The 20,998-nt window shown below is 63.1% G+C and carries 23 protein-coding genes; 11 read left to right on the plus strand and 12 right to left on the minus strand.

Annotated elements, in window-relative coordinates:
• Both aguB and P0Y58_06425 read right to left on the minus strand, forming a co-directional pair.
• Positions 1–897: an N-carbamoylputrescine amidase gene (aguB, locus tag P0Y58_06420; GenBank protein ID WEK31827.1), complete on the minus strand. Its 897-nt coding sequence runs from the start codon at positions 895–897 to the stop codon at positions 1–3.
• The gene (locus P0Y58_06425) at positions 894–1,934 is read right to left on the minus strand and encodes an agmatine deiminase family protein (GenBank protein WEK31828.1); all 1,041 of its coding nucleotides are present in this window, start codon (positions 1,932–1,934) and stop codon (positions 894–896) included. Before P0Y58_06425 ends, aguB begins: the two co-directional genes overlap by 4 nt.
• A gap of 135 nt (positions 1,935–2,069) precedes the next feature.
• On the opposite strand from P0Y58_06425, the gene P0Y58_06430 reads away from it, so the two are divergent.
• From P0Y58_06430 to P0Y58_06440, 3 genes are all read left to right on the plus strand, one after another.
• Positions 2,070–2,924 carry a LysR substrate-binding domain-containing protein gene (locus tag P0Y58_06430; GenBank protein WEK31829.1) on the plus strand — a complete coding sequence of 285 codons (855 nt, stop codon included), beginning with the start codon at positions 2,070–2,072 and terminating at the stop codon, positions 2,922–2,924.
• Between the two features lie 250 nt (positions 2,925–3,174).
• Complete coding sequence (locus tag P0Y58_06435) at positions 3,175–4,398, plus strand: trans-2-enoyl-CoA reductase family protein (protein ID WEK31830.1); 1,224 nt, start codon at positions 3,175–3,177, stop codon at positions 4,396–4,398.
• Positions 4,399–4,502: 104 nt separating this feature from the next.
• Positions 4,503–5,405 carry an alpha/beta fold hydrolase gene (locus P0Y58_06440; protein WEK31831.1) on the plus strand — a complete coding sequence of 301 codons (903 nt, stop codon included), beginning with the start codon at positions 4,503–4,505 and terminating at the stop codon, positions 5,403–5,405.
• Between the two features lie 45 nt (positions 5,406–5,450).
• Here the strand turns inward: P0Y58_06440 and P0Y58_06445 are convergent, their stop codons facing one another.
• From P0Y58_06445 to P0Y58_06460, 4 genes are read right to left on the minus strand one after another with little or no spacing between them, the layout of a single operon-like run.
• Positions 5,451–5,792 (minus strand): HopJ type III effector protein, encoded by a 342-nt coding sequence (locus P0Y58_06445; GenBank protein WEK31832.1) that lies wholly within the window; start codon positions 5,790–5,792, stop codon positions 5,451–5,453.
• Complete coding sequence (locus tag P0Y58_06450; protein ID WEK31833.1) at positions 5,785–6,081, minus strand: DUF1244 domain-containing protein; 297 nt, start codon at positions 6,079–6,081, stop codon at positions 5,785–5,787. The genes P0Y58_06445 and P0Y58_06450 overlap by 8 nt, the downstream gene beginning before the upstream one ends.
• A 9-nt stretch (positions 6,082–6,090) precedes the next feature.
• Positions 6,091–6,828 carry a dihydromonapterin reductase gene (gene folM, locus P0Y58_06455; GenBank protein ID WEK31834.1) on the minus strand — a complete coding sequence of 246 codons (738 nt, stop codon included), beginning with the start codon at positions 6,826–6,828 and terminating at the stop codon, positions 6,091–6,093.
• A 33-nt stretch (positions 6,829–6,861) separates the two neighbouring features.
• Positions 6,862–7,422 (minus strand): antibiotic biosynthesis monooxygenase, encoded by a 561-nt coding sequence (locus P0Y58_06460; GenBank protein WEK31835.1) that lies wholly within the window; start codon positions 7,420–7,422, stop codon positions 6,862–6,864.
• A 218-nt stretch (positions 7,423–7,640) separates the two neighbouring features.
• Here P0Y58_06460 and P0Y58_06465 point away from each other — a divergent pair, with 218 nt between their 5' ends.
• Positions 7,641–8,576: a MerR family transcriptional regulator gene (locus P0Y58_06465; protein ID WEK31836.1), complete on the plus strand. Its 936-nt coding sequence runs from the start codon at positions 7,641–7,643 to the stop codon at positions 8,574–8,576.
• Here the strand turns inward: P0Y58_06465 and P0Y58_06470 are convergent.
• The gene (locus P0Y58_06470) at positions 8,561–9,178 is read right to left on the minus strand and encodes a hypothetical protein (protein ID WEK31837.1); all 618 of its coding nucleotides are present in this window, start codon (positions 9,176–9,178) and stop codon (positions 8,561–8,563) included. The genes P0Y58_06465 and P0Y58_06470 overlap by 16 nt on opposite strands.
• Positions 9,179–9,237: 59 nt before the next feature.
• Positions 9,238–9,666, minus strand: a complete 429-nt coding sequence (locus tag P0Y58_06475) for a PAS domain S-box protein (GenBank protein WEK31838.1) — start codon at positions 9,664–9,666, stop codon at positions 9,238–9,240.
• 116 nt (positions 9,667–9,782) lie between these two features.
• On the opposite strand from P0Y58_06475, the gene P0Y58_06480 reads away from it, so the two are divergent.
• Both P0Y58_06480 and P0Y58_06485 read left to right on the plus strand, forming a co-directional pair.
• Entirely contained in the window at positions 9,783–10,238 is a 456-nt protein-coding gene (locus P0Y58_06480) for a flavodoxin (GenBank protein WEK31839.1), read from the plus strand.
• Positions 10,239–10,574: 336 nt separating this feature from the next.
• On the plus strand, positions 10,575–11,480 hold the full coding sequence (locus tag P0Y58_06485) for an alpha/beta hydrolase (GenBank protein WEK31840.1): 906 nt from the start codon (positions 10,575–10,577) through the stop codon (positions 11,478–11,480).
• 241 nt (positions 11,481–11,721) lie between these two features.
• Here the strand turns inward: P0Y58_06485 and P0Y58_06490 are convergent, their stop codons facing one another.
• Positions 11,722–12,504 (minus strand): IclR family transcriptional regulator, encoded by a 783-nt coding sequence (locus P0Y58_06490; protein ID WEK31841.1) that lies wholly within the window; start codon positions 12,502–12,504, stop codon positions 11,722–11,724.
• A gap of 174 nt (positions 12,505–12,678) precedes the next feature.
• On the opposite strand from P0Y58_06490, the gene hmgA reads away from it, so the two are divergent.
• Genes hmgA through maiA form a run of 3 tightly spaced genes read left to right on the plus strand, consistent with a single transcriptional unit; the run spans position 12,679 to position 15,921 of the window.
• A complete protein-coding gene (gene hmgA, locus P0Y58_06495; GenBank protein WEK31842.1) occupies positions 12,679–13,980 on the plus strand; it encodes a homogentisate 1,2-dioxygenase in 1,302 nt (433 codons plus the stop codon).
• A gap of 3 nt (positions 13,981–13,983) precedes the next feature.
• Positions 13,984–15,276, plus strand: coding sequence for a fumarylacetoacetase (fahA, locus tag P0Y58_06500; protein WEK31843.1), 1,293 nt, complete (start codon positions 13,984–13,986; stop codon positions 15,274–15,276).
• 12 nt (positions 15,277–15,288) lie between these two features.
• The gene (maiA, locus tag P0Y58_06505) at positions 15,289–15,921 is read left to right on the plus strand and encodes a maleylacetoacetate isomerase (protein ID WEK31844.1); all 633 of its coding nucleotides are present in this window, start codon (positions 15,289–15,291) and stop codon (positions 15,919–15,921) included.
• Here maiA and P0Y58_06510 read toward each other — a convergent pair.
• The gene (locus P0Y58_06510; protein WEK31845.1) at positions 15,915–16,721 is read right to left on the minus strand and encodes a tetratricopeptide repeat protein; all 807 of its coding nucleotides are present in this window, start codon (positions 16,719–16,721) and stop codon (positions 15,915–15,917) included. The genes maiA and P0Y58_06510 overlap by 7 nt on opposite strands.
• 124 nt (positions 16,722–16,845) lie before the next feature.
• Between P0Y58_06510 and P0Y58_06515 the strand changes: the two genes are divergently transcribed.
• Together P0Y58_06515 and P0Y58_06520 are read left to right on the plus strand one after the other, a co-directional pair.
• Entirely contained in the window at positions 16,846–17,865 is a 1,020-nt protein-coding gene (locus tag P0Y58_06515) for a Glu/Leu/Phe/Val dehydrogenase dimerization domain-containing protein (GenBank protein ID WEK31846.1), read from the plus strand.
• 151 nt (positions 17,866–18,016) lie between these two features.
• A complete protein-coding gene (locus P0Y58_06520; protein ID WEK31847.1) occupies positions 18,017–18,238 on the plus strand; it encodes a hypothetical protein in 222 nt (73 codons plus the stop codon).
• On the opposite strand, the gene P0Y58_06525 is transcribed toward P0Y58_06520, so the two are convergent.
• Together P0Y58_06525 and P0Y58_06530 are read right to left on the minus strand one after the other, a co-directional pair.
• Positions 18,216–19,370, minus strand: a complete 1,155-nt coding sequence (locus tag P0Y58_06525; protein WEK31848.1) for a hypothetical protein — start codon at positions 19,368–19,370, stop codon at positions 18,216–18,218. The genes P0Y58_06520 and P0Y58_06525 overlap by 23 nt on opposite strands.
• A 79-nt stretch (positions 19,371–19,449) precedes the next feature.
• Positions 19,450–20,808 (minus strand): hypothetical protein, encoded by a 1,359-nt coding sequence (locus P0Y58_06530; GenBank protein WEK31849.1) that lies wholly within the window; start codon positions 20,806–20,808, stop codon positions 19,450–19,452.
• Positions 20,809–20,998 lie beyond the last annotated feature (190 nt).

The following is a 20,998-nucleotide window of genomic DNA, read 5'->3' on the forward strand; positions in this document are numbered from 1 at the left end:
TCAGGCCCTCAGGGTGTGTGGGTGCGTGCCGTCCAGGGTCAGCAGCGTTGCGTACATTTCCGGGCGACGATCACGGTAGATGCCCCAGCTCAGGCGGTCATCGCGCATGCCCGCGAGGTCCAGGTCGTGCAGCCAGATGCCGCTGCTTTCGCGGTCGGCTTCGGTAAGCATGGCGCCCTTGTGGTCGCAGATGAACGACGAACCGTAGAAGCGCATGCTCAACGAGGCGTCGCTGGCTGCGACTTCTTCGCCAACACGGTTTGCCGCCATCACCGGCAGCAGGTTGGCGGCGGCATGACCGCGCATGGCTACCTGCCAATGGTCGCGCGAGTCCAGTTCAGTGCAGCCGGGCTCTGAGCCGATGGCGGTGGGGAACAGCAGCACTTCGGCGCCCATCAGCGCCAGGCAGCGGGCCGTTTCGGGAAACCACTGGTCCCAACAGATGCCGATACCCAGGCGGCCAAACGCGGTGTCCCAAACCTTGAAACCGGTGTCGCCTGGGCTGAAATACTCCTTCTCCTGATAGCCGATAGCGTTGGGGATATGGGTCTTGCGGTACACACCGAGCAGGCGGCCGTCGGCATCAGCCACGGTCAGCGAGTTGAAGAAGGCATTGCCGGCGCGCTCGTACCAGCTCAGCGGCAGCACCACGCCCAGTTCGCCGGCCAGCGCGGCGAAGCGCTGCAGGATCGGGCTGTCGGGGTAGGGCTGGGCGAGGGCCTGGTGCTGGTGGTCCTGTTCGATGCAAAAGTACGGGGTGGCGAACAGCTCCTGCAGCAAGATCACCTGCGCGCCCTTTGCAGCGGCCTGGCGCACCAGCTGTTCGGCGCGGTCGAGGTTGCCGGGCAGGTCCCAGCTGCACGGCATTTGCGTGGTGGCCACGCGCAGCAGGCTCATGGCTGCACCTGCGGCTGTTGCTGGGTGATGCAATGAATGCCGCCACCGCCGTAGGCAATGTGGTCAATGCGCACCGGCACGATCTCCCGGCCTGGGAAGGCTTGGGCCAGCTGTGCAGCAGCGTCCTGGTCGGCAGCGATGCCATAGGCCGGCATGATGACCGCGCCGTTGGCGATGTAGAAGTTGGTGTAGGACGCACAGAACACCTCGGCGTCCTGATCGACGGCGGCGCTGGCTTCGTACAGGTCGAGCAGTTCGAAATGGCGGCCGTGGGCGTCGGTGGCCAGTTCCAGCGCGCGGCGGTTTTCGCGCACCACTTCGGCGTACACCGAGTGCTGATCATGGGTGGCATCGACCAGCAATACACCGGGGCGGGCGAAGGCGCATACGCCATCGACGTGGCCGTCGGTCATGTCGCCGGTAACGTATTGCGGGTCACCCGGTAGCCAGATGGTCTTGCTGATGCCCAGGTAGCGGGCGAAGCAGGCTTCGAATTCAGCCTTGCTGATGCCAGGGTTACGGTTGGGATTGAGCAACACCGATTCGGTGGTGATCAGCGTGCCTTCGCCATCGACATGAATCGCACCGCCTTCGTTGCACAGTGATGTGCTGAAACCGTCCAGGCCCAGTTGGTCGAGGATGCGCCGGCCCAGGCTGCGGTCCAGGCTATGTTGCGACTTGCCGCCCCAGGCATTGAAGCGCCAGCTCAGCCCGGCCAGGCCATGCTGCGGGTGGCAGACGAAGGTCGGGCCGCTGTCACGGCACCAGCTGTCGTCCACCGCCAGTTCGATCAGCTCGATGTTGGCGCCGCAGAGGGCGCGGGCGCTGGCCATGGCAGACGGGTCGACCACCATTTTAACCGGCTCGAAGCGGGCGATGGCCGCGGCGACCCGGGCGTAGTCCTGCTGTACATCGGCCAGGCGCACGTGCCAGCCGCTTTCCCACAATGCCTGATTGTGCGGCCAGACCATCCAGGTCGCCGCGTGGTGGGCCCATTCGGCAGGCATACGCCAGCCGCTGTCGAGGGACAGGTGCATAGTGAACTCCGGTCAATTAAGGATTTTTATCAACGAAGCCCGCCGTCGCGGGTGTTGGTGTCAATGCTATGACTAGGCCTGGCCGGCGACAAACGATAGATTTAGCGCACATCTGATCAGCAGGGCTTATCAATCATGCTTAAACACTGGCCACCCCTGAATGCCCTGCGCGGCTTCGAGGCTGCGGCGCGGCTGGGCAGCTTCCACAAGGCTGCCGAGGCGCTGAACCTGACCCAGTCGGCCATCAGCCAGCAGGTTCGCAGCCTGGAAACCTACCTGGAGCAGCCGCTGTTCCACCGAAGTGGGCGTAGTGTGAGCCTGACCGATGCCGGGCATGACCTGCTCAGCACCACGCAATCGCTGTTGCAGCACCTGGCCGTTGGCATTCGCCGGCTTGACCAGTACCGCAAGCCCAACCAACTGGTGGTCAATACCAGCCCGGCGTTTGCCAGGCACTGGTTGTTGCCGCGGCTGGCTGACTTTCACCAGCGCTGCCCTGAAGTGGACCTGTGGTTGTTCACCAGTTTCGAGGTGCCGGACATGGCCACCGAAACCATCGACCTGGCCATCCGTGACGACCTCAGTGCCCAGGCTGAGTGCAGCTTCAGCGTGCTTTATCAGGACCGGTTGTACCCGGCTTGCCATCCCTCGCTGGCGACTTCGGCGGTGCGCACTACCTTGCACGGCGAACGGGAGATGGACTGGAGCCACTGGCAGCTGGAAGGTGGCGAAGATGTGGGGCAGCAGGGCAAGGGGCTGAATTTTTCCGACCCAGGGCTGTTGCTGGATGCGGCCAGCGAGGGGCTGGGGGTGGCGCTGGTCAGCCAGTTGCTGGCGCGGCGGGCGATGGAGGAAGGGCGTCTGCAGGCATTGTCAGTGCAGCGGGTGCGGGGGCCGGCGTGGGCTTGCCTGGTGCACCGGGATAGCCAGGATGATCCGCTGGCCCGGCAGTTTCTGGTGTGGCTGAAAGAGGCTCTCTCGATAGATTGATACAGGCTTTGCCGGCCCTTTCGCGGGCACGCCCGCTCCCACACGGACCGCATAAGTCCCGAGCCCTGGTCAGTACCTGTGGGAGCGGGCATGCCCGCGAAGAGGCCGGTACAGGCAAACCCCGGTTTTGCATCCCCATGATCACCCCGTAATATGTGTCGGATAACCTGTGGGGGTAGTCTCACCCTCTGATCAATCGGAATCGCCCCAAGCGGCGCTTCCCCGGCATAAACCTGACGAGGTACAGACATTGGCCATCATTCATCCTAAGGTTCGCGGTTTCATCTGCACCACGACTCACCCGAAGGGCTGCGAGCTCAACGTCCGTGACCAGATCGAAGCCACCCGCAAGCTGGGCGTGCGCGAGGATGGGCCGAAGAAGGTCCTGGTCATCGGTGCTTCCAGCGGCTACGGCCTGGCAGCCCGCATCACTGCGGCGTTCGGTTTCAAGGCCGACACCCTGGGCGTGTTCTTCGAAAAACCAGGCACCGAGACCAAGGCCGGCACTGCAGGCTGGTACAACTCCGCTGCCTTCGACAAGTTTGCCAAGGCCGAGGGCCTGTACAGCAAGTCGATCAACGGTGACGCCTTCTCCGACGAAGCCCGTGCCAAGGTCATCGAGCTGATCAAGAACGAGATGGGTGGCAAGGTTGACCTGGTCATCTACTCGCTGGCCTCGCCTGTGCGCAAACTGCCGCAGAGCCATGAGAAGGCCGGTGAACTGATCCGCTCGGCGCTCAAGCCGATCGGCCAGCCCTACAAGTCGACCGCCATCGACACCAACAAGGACACCATCATCGAGGCCAGCATCGAGCCGGCCACCGAGCAGGAAATTACCGACACTGTTACCGTGATGGGTGGCCAGGACTGGCAGCTGTGGATCGACGCCCTGGCAGGCGCCAACGTGCTGGCCGAAGGCGCCCGTACCGTGGCCTTCAGCTACATCGGCAGCGACATCACCTGGCCGATCTACTGGCACGGTGCATTGGGCCAGGCCAAACAGGACCTGGACGACACGGCCCTGCGCCTGGACCAGAAACTGGCCGGTGAAGTGAAAGGCGGCGCCAACGTGGCCGTGCTGAAATCTGTCGTTACCCAGGCCAGCTCGGCCATTCCAGTGATGCCGCTTTATCTGTCGATGGTCTTCAAGATCATGCAGGAGAAAGGCGTTCACGAAGGCACCCAGGACCAGCTGGACCGCATGTACCGCGACCGCCTGTATCGCGCTGACGGTGCGCCGGCCGAAGTCGACGAGAAGGGCCGCCTGCGCCTGGACGACTGGGAGCTGCGCGAAGACGTGCAGGACGCTTGCAAGGCCCTGTGGCCAACGGTGACTACCGAGAACCTGTTCGAGCTGACCGACTATGCCGGTTACAAGAAGCAGTTCCTCAACCTGTTCGGCTTTGAACGCGCTGACGTCGACTACGACAAAGACGTGGCTACCGATGTGAAGTTCGACTGCGTCGAGCTGTAATCGGGTCAGCCTGTACCGGCCTCTTCGCGGGTTTACCCGCGAAGAGGCCGGTACAGGCTACAAAATCTTTGCTAGCTTTGGCGCACAACAACAGGGAATGCGCCATGAGTAGCCTCACCCAACCCGCCACCCCGTTCCGCCACACCGCAGCCGACGGCTACACCCTCGGCGGCTTCATCTGGCGCCACGCCCTGCCTGACCCCCAGCGCCCGCTGGTGATCATCAACGCTGCCACTTCGGTACGCTGCCGCTATTACTTCCGCTTTGCCGACTACCTGTTCGCTCAGGGCTGTGACGTGCTGACCTACGACTACCGTGGCATCGGCGAATCCCGGCCGGCTTCGTTACGCGGTTTCCAGGCATCGTGGAGCGATTGGGGCCGGCTGGATTTCGAAGCCATGCTGGCACATGCGGCCGAACATTTCCCCGGCCAGCCAGTGGACGTGGTGGGGCACAGTTTCGGCGGTTGTGCAGTAGGCCTGGCACCGTCGGCCGGCCAGATACGCAGGGTAGTGATGGTAGGCGCACAGTTTGCCTACTGGCGCGATTACGCAGCCGACCAGCGCTGGCAACTGTTCGGCAAGTGGCATGTGCTCATGCCGCTGCTTACCCGGGTATTCGGCTACTTCCCAGGTAAACGTCTGGGTTGGCTGGAGGACACGCCGGCCGGCGTGGTGCATGACTGGACCAGCCGTACCACGCGGTATGAACACCGGCCCAGCGGGCGGGCACTGGCGGCGCTACCGTTCGCCCAGGTGCGCGCGGCGACGCTGGCGATCAGCCTGACTGACGACCCATTCGGCACCGTAGCGGCGACAGAGCGATTGCTGAGTTATCTACAGGGTGCTCGGCACCTGCGTATCGCGCCTGTGGATATCTCGGTCGAGGAAGTAGGCCATTTCGCGTTTTTCCATGATCGGTTCCGCGAGAGCCTGTGGCCTGTGGCGTTGCAGTGGTTGCAGCAGGGCGGGTTGGAAGAAGGAGTGCCGGGAGCTCTGATCGATTGATGTCGTTGTTTGATAATGTGGGGCTGCAAAGCAGCCCCGGCTATCTCAAGCCTTGCGCGACAGCGGCTGCGCGGCGAACTCCACACCGGCCAGCCCATGCTTGATCAGCGCCCGGATATTGCCATGGTCACTGCCCTCAGGCGTGGCCACCACATCACGGTAATGCTCGCCAAAGGCCAGCAGCGCTTCCTGGTCGCTCAGCCCTTCCAGAAAAGCCAAACCCAGGGTCTTGCACGAACCTTCGTTCTGCCCGGCTGCATTCTCTACACCGCCATTGTTGAAAGCTTGCGGCTGGTAGCTGTAGTGGTCGGCAATGAATGCCAGGGTGTCGGCAAACACATGTTGGCCGCTGGCCAGGCTGGCACGCAGGGTATTCAGATCAGTCACGAGGTTTTCCTTTTTCAAACGCCGCTTGCTGGTCGGCGCTGGCTTCTTTCTGGTATTGGGCTTTCCACTCGGCGTAGGGCATGCCGTACACGGCTTCGCGGGCGTCATCCAGGCTCAGGTCGAGCTGGCGCTCGTCGGCTGCGGCCTTGTACCACTTGGACAGGCAGTTGCGGCAGAAACCGGACAGGTTCATCAGGTCGATGTTCTGTACATCGGTGCGCTTTTGCAGGTGTTCGACCAGGCGCCGGAACGCGGCGGCTTCGAGTCCGAGCTGTTGCTGTGGGGTCATGGGCTTCTCTCAGGTCATGCGGTTCTTCAGGTGGCGGCCACCGTTGATGACCACCTGGCTGCCGGTGCTGTACTGGCTGGCGAGCAGGTACTTGACCGTCTCGATCAGCGGGCCGGCGCCGGGTTCGAACTGCAGCAGGGCCTTTTTCAGGGCCTGCTGGCGGTAAGCTTCGTCACCCCCTTCCTTGAGGATCAGCAGCCCGGGCAGGATACCGTTCACATGCACCTTGGGCGCATATTTTTCAGCGAAAGACAGCACCATGTTCTGCAGCGCAGCTTTGGTGGCTGCATAGCCAATGTGGCTTTTACTGCCGCGTGAAGAGGTCTCGTCGCAGATGTGGATGATGTCGGCCTTTTCCACTTTGGCCAGCAGGTCGCCCAGGGCCAGATTGAGGTGGTAGGGCGCTTCGACATGCAGGCGGAACATGGTCTCGAGGTTGTCGAGCCCGTCATCGAGCCACAGCGAGGCGTTGTGGATGATGGCGCGCAGGCCGTCGTAATGGTTGTGCAGATAGTCAATCAGTGCCTGGCGGTCGGCCGCCAGGCACAGGTCGGCCTGAAACTGCACAATGTTCGGGTGGGCCGTTTGTGGCTGGACGCTGCGGCTGGCACTGACCACCGTATGGCCGGCCTGTGCCAGTTCAAGGGCCAGGGCCAGCCCGACGCGCTGGCTGGCTCCAGTAACGAGAATGGGGCTGTTCATGTTCGGGGCGGTCAACTTGTCTGTCCTTTGGTTGCCGCCCAGCATACCCGAACTGTTTCCCGGTTGTATGGCCTGGCCTCAGCGGCTGCGCAAGGCGCCAGCCGTGGCCGGTGAGGCGTGCAGCCAGCTGGCCAGCAGGCGGGTGGACAGGGGGATGAACAGGTAGACCATCAGCGGGGTCAGGGCCAGTGTGCTGAGCAGTACCCGAGGCATCAGCTCCAAAGGCGCCAACCAGTGGCCGAACAACAGGTTGAACCCCAGCGAGACCGGGAAGAACGCCAGCCAGATGGCCACGGCCTGCTTCCAGCGCGGTGGTTTTTGCACCGTATTGGTGCCAAACCAGTCGTCAATGCCACTGACGCGCGCCTCTTTGGGGCGCTCGAACAGGCCGTTGCCGCGTTGCAGCCAGGCCCGGCGCGAGGCGGAATGCTCCCAGGCATGCAGGGTCGGTTCGTCGCCAAAGCGGAAGATGATCTGGAATTCGTCGCCATCGCGGGGCGGGGCGAGGATGCCTGAACCGAGGTAGCCGGGGAAGTCGGTGGCCAGCTGCTCGCCTTCATGCAGCCAGGCCAGCAGGTCCTGGTAGCGGCCATGGGCGGCGCGGCGCGACACCATCAAGGTGACGGGTGGGGTAGACATCGTGTATCTCCTGGCAACGGGGCTGGCGGGTAGCTGGCCCCTTCGGCTGCGTGGCCCGGGGTGGTGGGCGACGCACGTGTGCATGCAAGAATCGGGCGCGGATTATCGCGCATGTGTGAACGTCGGCAAATGTCGGGCGGCAAACGGTTGCACCCTGCGACCGGTGTTGACGTAGTAGAATGCGCGTTCAACTTCCGCACTCAGGGTAGCCCGTGCAGATGAACGAACAGGGACGTAATCCGCTGATCGAGGTGGGTCTTGAGCAGCAGGAGCTGTTTCCGATCCGTGAAGTGTCCCGGCTGACGGGCGTCAACGCTGTGACCCTGCGCGCCTGGGAGCGCCGCTACGGGCTGATTCAGCCAACCCGAACCGACAGTGGTCACCGTCTGTACTCCCAGGCCGACATTGATGAAATTCGCCGTATCGTCGGCTGGCTGGAGCGCGGTGTGGCGGTGAGCAAGGTGGGCAGCATCCTCGCTCGCAGCCATGTCCTTGCCGTGCAGGCCAGCGGTGCGACGGACGCCTGGTTGGGCTGGCAGCACCAGACGCGTCAAGCCGTGCAGCGATTTGACACGGCTGGCCTGGGCCGCCTGTTCGACGAGGTGTTTGCCGCCTGTACGCTGGACCAGGTGTTCGCCGAGGTGTTCATGCCGGTTTGGCACGATTTGGCGGCCAGCCAGGGCGGCTATGGGCAGACCAGCGAGTGGCTGTTCCTCGACCAGTTCCTGCGTGGCCGGGTGTTTGCCCGTTTGCAGCTTGCCCACGTACCACGTCGCCGCACGGTGCTGCTGGCCGCGTTGCCGGGGCACTGTCACGAACTGGAGTTGCTGGTGACGGGCCTGACCTTGGGCTGCGACGAGGTTGGCGTGACGCCATTGGCGAGTGGTCAGCCGCTGCAGGAGCTGGCGCTGGTCTGCGAACGTTTGAAACCCGATGCCTTGGTGCTGTTTTCCCACCAGCCACCCACGGCGGAACTTACCCGACGATTGGCGCGCCTGGCTGCAGTGCTGGAATGCCCGTTGTTACTGGCCGGCGAAGCGGCGGAAATGGCACAGGACCAACTGGCAGGCAGCCCGATTGCCTGCCTTGGTGCGCAGGGCAGTGTGATGCGCCAGCGCTTGCGGCAGTTCCTGGCCGGTCAGCTCGATACCTGAGTGTGCAGTTCGGGGTGAGCCCGGCGATGGGCCTGGAGGATGTAGTCGCGCAGGCGGTCGATCTCTTCGACAGGGCTCTGGCCCAGGTCATAGGCCGCCAGGTCCGGGCCGATGCGACGGCCCAGTACGCCGTGCAATTCGATAGGGTTGATGTCGCCCGGGGCGAAGCGCAACTCGAAGCGGGTGGGCGCTGCTGGCAAGCCGCGGATCTCCAGCAGTACACCTTTGAATGAGATATCGCGAACCCACAGGCCGCTTTCCTGATTGTGGCTATCGAGCAGCGGGCTGGGCGTTTCCATCGACAGGCGCCACGCGCGCAGCATGGGGCCGTCTTCGTAGATTTCCGGTGAGCCCAGTTGCAGGTGCAGGGCGTGGAACTCGTCTTCCACCAGCTGCAGCGGGAAGCTGATCTGCTGGTTATTGAACTGGGCCTGCAAGGTCACCTGTTCGTTGGCCACCAGGCGGGTCAGCAAGCTCTGGATGCGACGGTCGCCATTGACCAGCAGGCTCGACATGGAGTCGGCCAGGTTCAACTGGGGCGAATGCTGCATGCTCTGGATGAAATCCAGCTCGTCCTGGGTCAGGAGCGCGTCTGCTTGCATGATCGAACTCGGCGGTGGCGATTTCTTCAACGGAATTGACCGTGCGTGGCGTACTTGGTTCAGGCGCGTTCGTCGGTTTTCAGACCAGCGCGCAGTTCTGCCAGCTCCCGTTCCAGTGCAACCTGGCGGCTGACGTCCTTCTGGATACCGATGAAATAGGTCCGCTGTTCAGCGTCGAGCCTGACCGGGGTGATCGACAGCTCGTTCCAGAACGCGCTGCCATCCTTGCGGTAGTTGCGCAGCACTTCGCGACAGGGCCGGCCTTCGGCCAGCGCCTTGCGGATACGGGCACGGCCAAGCTGGTCACGGTCGTCGGCCTGCAGGAAGCGGCAATCCTGGTAGAGGATTTCGTCACGGCTGTAGCCGGTCAGGCGTTCGAAGGCGGCGTTCACGTAGATCAGAATGGTGTCGTCGCCTTCCTGTTCGGCGACCACGATCCCGTCATTGGACGCATCGACCATCGATTGCAGCAATTGCGCGTTGATCATGTTCGGGCCATTGGGCAAAGAAAGGCTGAGGGCGGCGACTTTGGTAGAGGCGGCCTTTTGCCACCGCTCGATGCTAGTATCCTACGTTTTCACTCAGTTTCGGAATCCTCTACCCGATGAAAGTCGCCATTATTTCCGGATCGGTCTATGGCACCGCCGATGAAGTCGCCCGTCACGCCGAGTCGCTGCTCAAGGCAGCAGGCCTGGAGGCCTGGCATGCGGCGCGTGCCACCTTGCAGGATCTTGAAGGTTTTGCCCCTGACGCCTTGCTGGCCGTGACCTCGACCACCGGCATGGGCGAGCTGCCGGACAACTTCATGCCCTTGTACAGCAGCATCCGTGACACCCTGCCTGCGGCCTGGCGTGGCTTGCCGGGTGCGGTGATTGCGCTGGGTGATTCCAGTTATGGCGACACCTATTGCGGTGGTGGCGAGCAGTTGCGTGAGCTATTTGCTGAGCTGGGCGTGCGGGAAGTGCAGCCAATGCTGCGCCTGGATGCCAGCGAGACAGTGACCCCAGAGGCGGATGCCGAGCCTTGGCTGGCTGAGTTGGCAGCAGCTTTGAAAGCCTGACCCATTTACTCAGCCTGACACGGCCTCTTCGCGGGTAAACCCGCTCCCACAAGGTGGCCGCGCAGCCCACAAGGTTTGCGCGGCCCCTGTGGGCGCGGGTTTACCCGCAAAGAGGCCCGCACGGACAATGCATGCCTCGCTGTCAGGCATGCTGCTCTGACCGTTCGTGCCACTGACTCGCACAGTCATCAAGCTGGCTGGCAACGCAAGTTTCAGGCCTTGGGCGGCTGGCTAGACTCTGCCTCGACATAGAGAGCACATGTATGTGCCGAGGTGACATGCAATGACCGCAGCCTTGCCCTATCCCGTCCCCCTCACTTCACCGGGTTACTTCTGATGCCTATGGCCGAAATTCCATTGTGCGTCTGGCGTACCCGGGGACAAAGTTTCACTTTCCGGGGCCAGAGCATCCGCTACTGGACCGCAGGGCAAGGAGAGCCCCTGCTTCTGTTACACGGTTTCCCCACTGCCAGCTGGGACTGGCACTACCTGTGGGGGCCTTTGACCCAACGCTTCCGGGTGATCGCGTGCGACATGCTTGGCTTTGGCGATTCGGCCAAACCGGTCGACCATGCCTACAGCCTGATGGAGCAGGCCGACTTGCAACAGGCCCTGCTTACCCACCTGCAGGTCGACCAGCCGGTGCACCTGTTGGCTCACGACTACGGCGGCAGCGTCGCCCAGGAGTTGCTGGCGCGGCACCATGAACGGCGTGTCGAGGTGGCCAGCTGCGTATTCCTCAACAGCGGGCTGTTCGCCGAAAGCTGCCGCATGCTGCTGATCCAGAAGCTGCTGCTCAGCCGATTCGGCTGGCTGGTCGGGCGCTCGTTCGGGCGTGACGACCTGGTGCGCAACGTGACCCAGGTGTACGGCCCTTGCACGCACCCCAGCGAGAGTGCCCTGGATGATTTCTGGAGCCTGATCGTCGCCAACCGAGGCACGCGGATCCTGCACAAGCTGGTGAGCTACATGCCCGAGCGCAGCGTGCACCGTGAACGCTGGGTCGGGGCGATGCAGCGCAAAGGTGTACCACTGCGTTTTATCAATGGTGTCGTCGACCCGCTTTCCGGTGCGCATATGCTAGAGCGTTACCGGCAACTGGTGCCTGAACCGGACACCGTGCAGTTGCAAGGCATTGGCCACTATCCGCACACCGAAGCGCCAGTGCAGGTGCTGCGTCACTACCTGGCCTTTCGTGAGCAGCCTCTGAGCTTTTACCCGCAGAAAGTGGCGTGGTCCTGACACCGGTAAAGCCGAACGGCTTTTTCAGGGCAAAAAAAAGGCCGCTGCAAGCCGCAGCGGCCAATCGAGACGTCAGATCAAGGAGCTTCAAAATCCACGTCGGTGAACCTCGCAGGCCTGAAAGGCGGGGGGAGTGCCCTTCGTGCCGGCCAGTGAGTAAAGAATAAGCGCTTGATCCCGTGGGAAAAATAGCGGCTTATGACATTCACCTTTACGTATCGGGCAATAGTGCCGCAGGCGTTCAGGCAGCAGGCGAATAGCCCATGCGCCAGCTGGTTTCCCGCGCTGACGCCAGCAGCCGTTGCGCCGCCGGGCCATGCTCGTCGGCATGGAAGATCGACGTCGGCCCGACCACGGTCATGACCGCAGCGATCTGCCCCATGGCGTTGAACACCGGCGCCGACAGCGCATCCACCCCCGGCATCAGCAGCCCGTGCACATGGTGCAGGCCACGGTCGCGAATGCCCGCCAGCACCGCCTGGTAGTCGTCGGCGCTCTGCTGCAGGGCAGCCAGTTCCCGGTCGCGCAATTCCAGGGTTTCGCGCTCGGGCAGGTAGGCAGCAAACACCAGGCCGGTGGACGAGGTGAGCAGCGGTAGCACCGAGCCCATCTGCGTGACCACGGTAACTGCACGCACCGCCGGTTCAATGCTGACCACAGTTGCGCCCTGGTTGCCCCACACCGCAATGAAGCAGCTTTCGTTCAGTTCGTCGCGCAGTTGCGACAGCGGCAGTGCGGCAATCTTCAGCACGTCGATGCTGCCCAGCGCCGCCAGCCCCACCCGCAATGCCTCCCGGCCCAGGCCGTAATGGTTGGTGGCCGCATCCTGCTCGGCGAAGCCGCTGGCAATCAGCGCCTGCAGGTAGCGGTGCACCTTGCTCGCCGGCATACCCACATGTTCTGACAGGCGTGACAGCGAAGTGGACGGGGAGAGCTCGGCAAGGGCTTTGAGGATGTCTGTGCCAACCTCCGCCGAGCGGACTTTCTGCTTGCCATTGTCGGTGGAGGAGCTGGCTTTGGTCATGGACATCGGCTTCCGGATTCTTCAAGTCGCGCCTTTATAGCTTGACGCCATGCCCGTAGCAAATTACGTTATTCGTAATCTGATTACGATAAAAACAACGCAGACGTGCTGCCACCCCTCATCGGGCCAGCAGCCAACTGCCCGTAACGGCTCGGCCAGAGCCCGGAGGCATCGATGAATCGCGACACATCACCCGACCTTCACTACCTCAGCGGCTTCGGCAACGAGTTTGCCAGCGAAGCGCTGCCAGGGGCTTTGCCGGTCGGGCAGAATTCGCCGCAGAAGGCGCCCTACGGGCTGTATGCCGAGTTGCTCTCGGGCACGGCGTTCACCATGGCCCGCAGCGAGCTGCGCCGTACCTGGCTGTACCGTATCCGCCCGTCCGCATTGCACCCGCGCTTCGAGCGCTTGGCACGCCAGCCGCTGACCGGGCCGCTGGGGGCCATCAACCCCAATCGCCTGCGCTGGAGCCCCCAGCCGATGCCTGCCGAACCGACCGATTTCGTCGAAGGCTGGCTGCCCATGGTGGCCAACGCCGCGGCGCAGAAACCGGCCGGCGTGAGCATCTACATCTACCGCGCCAACCGTTCCATGGAGCGGGTGTTCTTCAACGCCGATGGTGAACTGCTGCTGGTGCCGGAACAGGGCCGCCTGCGCATCGCCACCGAACTGGGTGTGATGGAGGTCGAGCCCCTGGAAATCGCGGTGATTCCGCGTGGCATGAAGTTCCGCGTCGAACTGCTGGACGGCCAGGCCCGTGGCTATATCGCCGAAAACCACGGTGCACCGCTGCGCATTCCGGAACTGGGCCCGATCGGCAGCAACGGCCTGGCCAACCCGCGCGACTTCCTCACCCCGGTGGCGCACTACGAAGAGGCCGCAGGGCCGGTGCAACTGGTGCAGAAGTTCCTCGGTGAGCACTGGGCCTGCGAGTTGCAGCATTCGCCGCTGGATGTGGTGGCCTGGCACGGCAGCAACGTGCCGTACAAATACGACCTGCGCCGTTTCAACACCATCGGTACGGTCAGCTTCGACCACCCGGACCCGTCGATCTTCACCGTGCTGACTTCGCCGACCAGCGTGCATGGCCTGGCCAACATGGACTTTGTGATCTTCCCGCCTCGCTGGATGGTGGCCGAGAACACCTTCCGTCCGCCATGGTTCCACCGCAACCTGATGAACGAGTTCATGGGCTTGATCAGCGGTGCCTACGATGCCAAGGCCGAGGGTTTCCTGCCCGGTGGTGCCTCGCTACACGGCGTGATGAGCGCCCATGGCCCCGACGCCGAAACCTGCGAAAAAGCCATTGCCGCCGACCTGGCGCCGCACAAGATCGACAACACCATGGCCTTCATGTTCGAGACCAGCCAAGTGCTGCGCCCGAGCCTGCAAGCCCTTGAATGCCCGCAGTTGCAGGCCGACTACGACAGTTGCTGGGCCACCTTGCCGAGCACCTTCAACCCGAACCGGAGATAACCCATGAATCACACTGCCAATGCCCGTAGCTGGGTCGAGCACGCCAACGGGCACAGCGACTTCCCGCTGCAGAACCTGCCATTGGGTATCTTCAGCCGGCCGGGTGAAGCCAGGCGCTGTGGCGTGGCCATCGGTGACGCGATCCTTGATCTGGAGGCGGTACTGGCCGCCGGCTTGTTCGACGGGGCCGCCAAGTCTGCCGTCGAAGCCACCCGTGGCGGGGCGCTGAACGCATTCTTCGCATTGGGCCGCAGTGCCCGTGTGGCGCTTCGCGAGCGCTTGCAGGTGCTGCTGGGCGAGCACAGCGAACACCAGTCTGCCTTGAACGCTGCCCTGTACCCTGCCAGCGCCTGCCAGCTGCATGTGCCAGCGCAGATCGGTGACTACACCGACTTCTACGTGGGTATCGAGCACGCCAAGAACGTGGGCAAGCTGTTCCGCCCCGATAACCCGCTGCTGCCCAACTACAAGTACGTGCCCATCGGTTATCACGGCCGCGCGTCGACCATCCGCCCGTCCGGCACCGATGTGCGCCGGCCCAAGGGCCAGACCTTGCCGGCCGGGCACACTGAGCCGAGCTTCGGCCCGTGCGCGCGGCTCGACTACGAATTGGAACTGGGCGTCTGGGTTGGTCAGGGCAATGACATGGGCCAAGCGATCCCGATTGGCGATGCTGCCGAGCACGTAGCCGGCCTGTGCCTGCTCAACGACTGGTCGGCGCGTGATATCCAGGCTTGGGAATACCAGCCATTGGGGCCGTTCCTGTCGAAAAGCTTCATCACCACGGTCTCGCCATGGGTGGTCACTGCCGAAGCCTTGGAGCCCTTCCGCTGCGCCCAGCCGGCACGCCCGGAAGGCGACCCGCAGCCACTGTCTTACCTGCTGGACAAGCGCGACCAGGCCGCCGGTGCATTCGACATCGAGCTTGAAGTGCTGCTGCTGACCGAGCGCATGCGCGAGCAGGGCGCTGCCCCGCACCGCCTGACCTTGAGCAACAGCCGCAGCATGTACTGGACCGTCGCGCAACTGGTGGCCCACCACAGTGTCAATGGCTGCCAGCTGCAGCCGGGTGACCTGTTCGGTACGGGCACGCTGTCGGGCGCTACGCCGGGTTCGTACGGCAGCCTGCTGGAGATCACCGAAGGCGGCAAAGTGCCGGTTGAGCTGGCCAGTGGCGAGGTGCGCAAGTTCCTCGAAGACGGCGACGAGGTCATCCTGCGTGCCCGCTGCACGCGTGACGGCGTGGCCAGCATCGGCTTCGGCGAATGCCGTGGCACGGTCATCGCGGCGAACTGAGGAGGCACGGGCATGGAGCTGTACACCTATTACCGTTCCACCTCGTCCTACCGGGTGCGCATTGCCTTGGCACTGAAGGGGCTGACCTACCAGTCCCTGCCGGTCAACTTGCTGCAGGGTGAGCAGCGCGGTCCCGGCTATGTCGCCGTCAACCCGCAGGGCCGCGTACCGGCCTTGCGCACCGACGGCGGCGAAGTGCTGGTCCAGTCGCCCGCGATCATCGAATACCTGGAAGAGGTTTATCCACAGCCTGCACTGCTGCCGGCTGCGGCCGAAGCACGTGCCAGGGTCCGAGGCGTGGCGGCCATCATCGGCTGCGACATTCATCCGCTGCACAACGTCAGCGTACTCAACCGGCTGCGCCAGGCCGGCCAGGACGAGGGCCAGGTCAACCAGTGGATCGGCCACTGGATCAGCCAGGGGTTGGCGGCGGTGGAGCAACTGATTGGTGATGAGGGCTTTTGTTTCGGTGACCAACCGGGGCTGGCGGATGTGTACCTGATCCCGCAGCTGTATGCCGCCGAACGCTTCAACATCGACCTCGACAGCTTCCCGCGTATCCTGCGGGTTGCGGCACTGGCGGCCGGGCACCCGGCATTTGCCAAGGCTCACCCTGCCCAGCAGCCCGACAGCCCGGCTCAGTGAAGCGAACGGTTCGCCGTCGGAAGCTTGCCGATACGCTCGGACAGCTTCAGGCGCTGGACCGGGTCTTCCGTCAGCAGTAACGCATGCTCCAGGTCGAAGCGCTCGGCCTGTGGGCAGTCCAGGTGCTGGTACAGCGAGGCGCGGGTAACGTAGTCGCTGACCTGCACCGGGCCCAGTTGCATGATGCGCTCGGCATCAATCAAGGCCGCGAGGTGGTTGTCGTTGCTGATGTGTAACTGGCGCAGGTTGCGCGACAGGCGTTGCAGCATCTGCAGCGGGCTTGCACTGCGCATGTGCTCTGCGGTCAGCGCAACGTGCGGACCGAACTGGCGAGCCAGCAGCTCACGGCAATCGCTGGGGTAAAGGCGCCTGCCGCCACAAGGGTCGAGCAGGTGATCGGCACCCGGCACGCGCAGCAGGAAATGGCCTGGGAAGCCCACGCCCTCCAGCGGGATGGACAGGCGCCGGGCCAGCTCCAGGGCCAGGATGGCCAGGGTCAGCGGTTGGCCGCGGCGGCGTTGCAGCACCTTGTCCATCATTGCCGCCTGCGGGCGCAGTGGATGGTATTCGTCCTGCTGAAAGCCCAGGGCATTGAGTTGGCGCAGCAGCGGCTGGGCCAGTTCGCACAGTGGCAACATTGGCAGGCTGGCGCTTATCTCGCGCTGCAGGTCATGCAGCGTGGCAAGGCTGGCCGCGGGCTCGACGCTACGGTCGTGCTCGGCGGCAATCCACAATGCGGCTTCCAGCAGGGCGGCAGGCTCGCGTTCCAGGCAGGCCAGGCAGGCTTGACGTGGCTTCATGGGGTATCTCCACACACGCTTGAGTATTAGCCGTGGCGGGCGATTTCGTCCAGTGGTCCGGCAACCACGCCAGCTTTGAGGCCGTGCCTATACTGGAAGGAGCACCTCGTGGGGGAGCCCGTCGATGTTCGCACTGATGCAAAGTACCCGCACCCAGTCACTGCACCTGTTCAACGACCCGGCGACGGGCCTGAAAGCGGTTGTGGCGATCCACAGCGAACAGTTGGGCCCAGCCATGGGCGGCTGCCGCTACCTCCCTTACGCCGACGACGAAAGTGCCATGACCGATGCCATTCGCCTGGCCCAGGGCATGAGCTACAAGGCGGCACTGGCGGGCTTGCCGCTGGGTGGCGGCAAGGCGGTGATCATGCGCAACCCGCATGTGGAGAACCGCGCTGCGCTGTTCGAGGCGTTTGGCCGCTTCATCGACACCCTGGATGGGCGTTTCATCATCGCCGTAGACAGCGGCACCTCCACCCTGGACATGGACTGCATCGCCCAGAGCACACCCCATGTGACCAGCACCACGGCCTCGGGTGATCCCTCGCCGCATGCGGCGATGGGGGTATTCGCAGGTATTCGCGCCACCACTTCGTTCCGGCTGGGCAGCGATGACCTGAGAGGCCTGCGGGTAGCAGTGCAGGGGCTGGGCAATGTCGGTTATGCGCTGGCGGAGCAACTGCATGCGGTGGGAGCCGAGCTGCTGGTCAGCGACCTGGACCCAGGGCGTGTGCGCTTGGCGATGGAGCAGTTCGATGCGAAACCTGTGACCAACGATGCGCTGATCAGCACCCCTTGCGATATCTTCGCCCCTTGCGGCGTGGGGCCAGTGTTGAACGGGCAGAGCGTGATGCAGCTGCGCTGTGCGGCAGTGGCCGGGGCCGCGAACAACCAGCTGACGACCCTGCAGGTGGCAGACCAGCTGGAGTCACGCGGGATACTGTATGCGCCTGACTATGTGATCAATGCCGGTGGGCTGATCTATGTGGCGCTGACCCACCGTGGCGAAGACCTGGGCACCATCACCGCGCACCTGGCGCGGATTCCTTCACGGCTGACCGAAGTGTTTGGCCATGCGCAGGCGGAGAAGCGCTCGCCGGCGCGGGTGGCGCAGTTGCTGGCGGAGCGGTTGTTGTACGGCTGAAATGAAGGAGGCTTGCGCCTCCTTCGGCAAAGGTCTACGAGTATTCGATACCGTTCACCGGCGGCGATGACAAGCCACTTTGATAACTGTTGGTGCGGGGGCTCCATTCAGGCCCTAGCCACTTGGCTATGTCGGTTTGTATCGTGGCATCGTGGACATGTTTGTCTTGGCGCCAGTAGTAGATCCGTTCTTCTCCGGTCTGGGTGTTTTCAAATTTCTGCTTGCAGTATTTGGGCATGGTGAAGCTCCTTTTCATTTCTTCATGAGTTACGGGTTAATGCATCTAGTGCTGTGGTTTCTGCTCGGTGTAACGCCTTTGCTCCATGCTGCTGGTGTGACGCTTGGATATTTCATCCCTGTGCCCGGCGGCTGACCACGCCCAGTAATACCGGCAGGTCGCAATCCTGGCTGTCGAAGTCGATGTTCACTTCACCCGTACTGCCCGCCGCCAGGCGCAGGGTGGCCGCGGCCTTCACCGCAAACGGGCCTACCCGTGTCACGCTGTCGGCCAGTGATTGCGCGTGCGCCAGGCTGCTGACGTGCAAGGTCAGGGTTGGCCGGAAACCGATAAGCGCTTGTACGGGCAGCAGCCCCATGGCCCCCTGAATGCCAAGGAAGTCGGGCGCATCGGGGCTGGGCTTTGCTTGGCTGCGGTCCAGCTGGCTCATGTCGAACCAAGGGCCGGGGTTGATGGCGTAGGTGCCGAAGCGCTCCATCGCCAGGCTCATGCTGACTGCGCTGCAGGCCATCGGCGAAGCCTCGGGGTTCAGGGTTATGAATTCAGGTTGGCCAAGCGCTGCAAAGGCACGCCCGCTCATCGCAGGCGTGGTGTTGGCCAAGTCGATTTTTACCCGGTCAAGTACCTTCAACATGGGCTTGCCGAATAACGAAAGTGCAGGGCGATAACGCCACTCGTGGAGCATCTGCGGCCATTGGGCTACGCGGTAGAGGGGGCAGCGAGTGCCCGCCAGGGCGTTGTCGGCGCACAACATATTGAGGTCGCTGACCTGCTGCAGGTTGGCACGACGACAGCCGTCCAGAGCCTTGTAAAGCGCTGGAGCACGTGAGGCGAAGTGGTCTTTGAACTGTTCGTGCACGGTATTGAGCATGCCGCTGGTGGCGGCAGCGTTGCTGGCGTAGGCGTAGTTAACGGTTACATTGCCGGGATGCTGTGAATTCACCAGCTGCCGATAAAGTTCGAAATCCGGTGCAGGCCGTGTAGCGCCGAACAGGCTCTGTGGGGCGCTGCCCAATGCTTGCAAACGGTAGGTCAGATACAGCCAGTACGAGACGAACAGGCTGCTGCGTGGGGAGTAGTTGCTACCTGGCGCGGGCACACTGTTGCCCAACTGGAACATCGACAGGTTACTCACAGCCGGGCTGATATCGCCCAGGTCGCTGAAGGTATTGATTGCCGTTACGCTGAATACGTCACGCGCTGGCACCTGGGCCCAGTCGGACAAGGTATTGATGTAGAGCTGCCAGATCGTAGGGCTGTCGAGCATGCCTGCGCTTCCTTGTGTAGCGTGTCATCCTTGAGACCGGTCACCGTCGGCGCAGCACGCCGACGGTGACCGGTGTGCATCAGGCCCCGAGTTTCTGGCTGATCACACCCAGCAGGACTGGCAGCGCGCTTTTCAACGGGCCGATGGTCACCGAAGCCGAGGCATCATCGAAGTTGATGTCCTGTTTGGTGCCATTGGCCGAACCGCTGAGTGAGCCGAGGCGGAAGGGGCCAATGCCGATGGATGTGGTCGCCTGTGCCTGCCAACTGCTCTTGACGTTGCTGTAGTCGCTGGCGCTCATTTTCAGGTTGATGGTTGGCTCGAAACCCACCACGATCTGCGTGGGCACTGCCGACAGCGACCCGCCTGCGCCAAAGAAGTCCGGGGCGCCGGCCTTGAGTTGCTGCTTGTAGGTCGCCACGATGCCGGCATCCCACCATTGGCCGGGCGCGATAGGGAAGGCGCCAAAGCCGGTAAAGTCGACCTGCAGGGAAAACTCGCTGCTGCTGGTGTCGATACTGACTTTCTCGCCGCTTGCTGAACCGCTCACGGTGAAGTTGAAGAAACTACCGAACAGGGAGGCGTTGGCCGACGTGCTCCATCCCGATTTGTCGAGGCTGTAGCTGGAGGTGCTGGAGCTGATGCTGATCGAGGCACCGGCATTGGTCTTGCCGGCTACGCTCGCAGCTTGCCACTCACCATATTTGCCAGTGAAAGCCTGCAGGGAATACGCCGGCACGAAGCTGGACACCAAGGTACTGGCCGGGGGCGGGGTGGTGCCACCAATGACAACTGGTTGTGCACCAGCCGGGGCGATGCTGCCCGATTTCACCGCCATGTTGTAGCTGTTCTGCTGCATCAGGCTTTGCGCGCCATTTACGCCGACCTTGGCCTTGGCAGTCTGCAGCACGGCATATCCAGGGCCGTACTTCTGGATCATCAGGTTGTCAAAGGCGCTGGCGGCACCCAACAGGGCGTTGTTGGCCTGCACATAGGGTGGATAGTTGATCCCCACCCAATCTTGGAAGGATGGCACGTTGGGGAACAGGGTCTTGGCCGTGGTATAGGCCTGGGCTGCTTGCACCTGAACCGAGTTGAAGGTGGTCTGGGCGGTATTCAGTGTGCTGGTGGCCAGATTGATCTGGCTGTCCAGGTTCGGGTTGAGCACGGCGCCTGGGTCGATCCAGTCCAGGAACACAGCATAGCTCGACAACAGGCTGCTGCCGGCTGAGTAGGATGGGCTGTTGGCCGGTACCACGTTACCCAATCCGTGGATGTAGTAATTGACCACCGCTGGGTCTGCGTTGCCAAGATCGATGTTCAGGGTGGTCGAGCCTGCACTGAACTGCTGCTGGCCATTGATGCCGCCGGGTAAAGCCGCTGCCTGCACCGCCCCCATCCATTTTTGCCACAGGTCTTGAGTGTCGACGTTTGCCATTTCCATTTGCTCCAGTTCCGTTGTGAGGAAGGCAGCCGCGGCGTAGGGCGCGGCTCCCTTTGGCGGCTGCTTCTGCAAGCCGACCGCCTGGAGCCAAGATTACGGTTCGTCGAACAGGGGCGAATCGTCAGCTTTGCTGATTTGCATGCCAGGGCAGCACTGAATGGCCTATCAGCAGGGTTGCCGATGC

This window comes from Candidatus Pseudomonas phytovorans, from assembly GCA_029202525.1.
GTDB classification, from domain to species: Bacteria; Pseudomonadota; Gammaproteobacteria; order Pseudomonadales; family Pseudomonadaceae; genus Aquipseudomonas; species Aquipseudomonas phytovorans.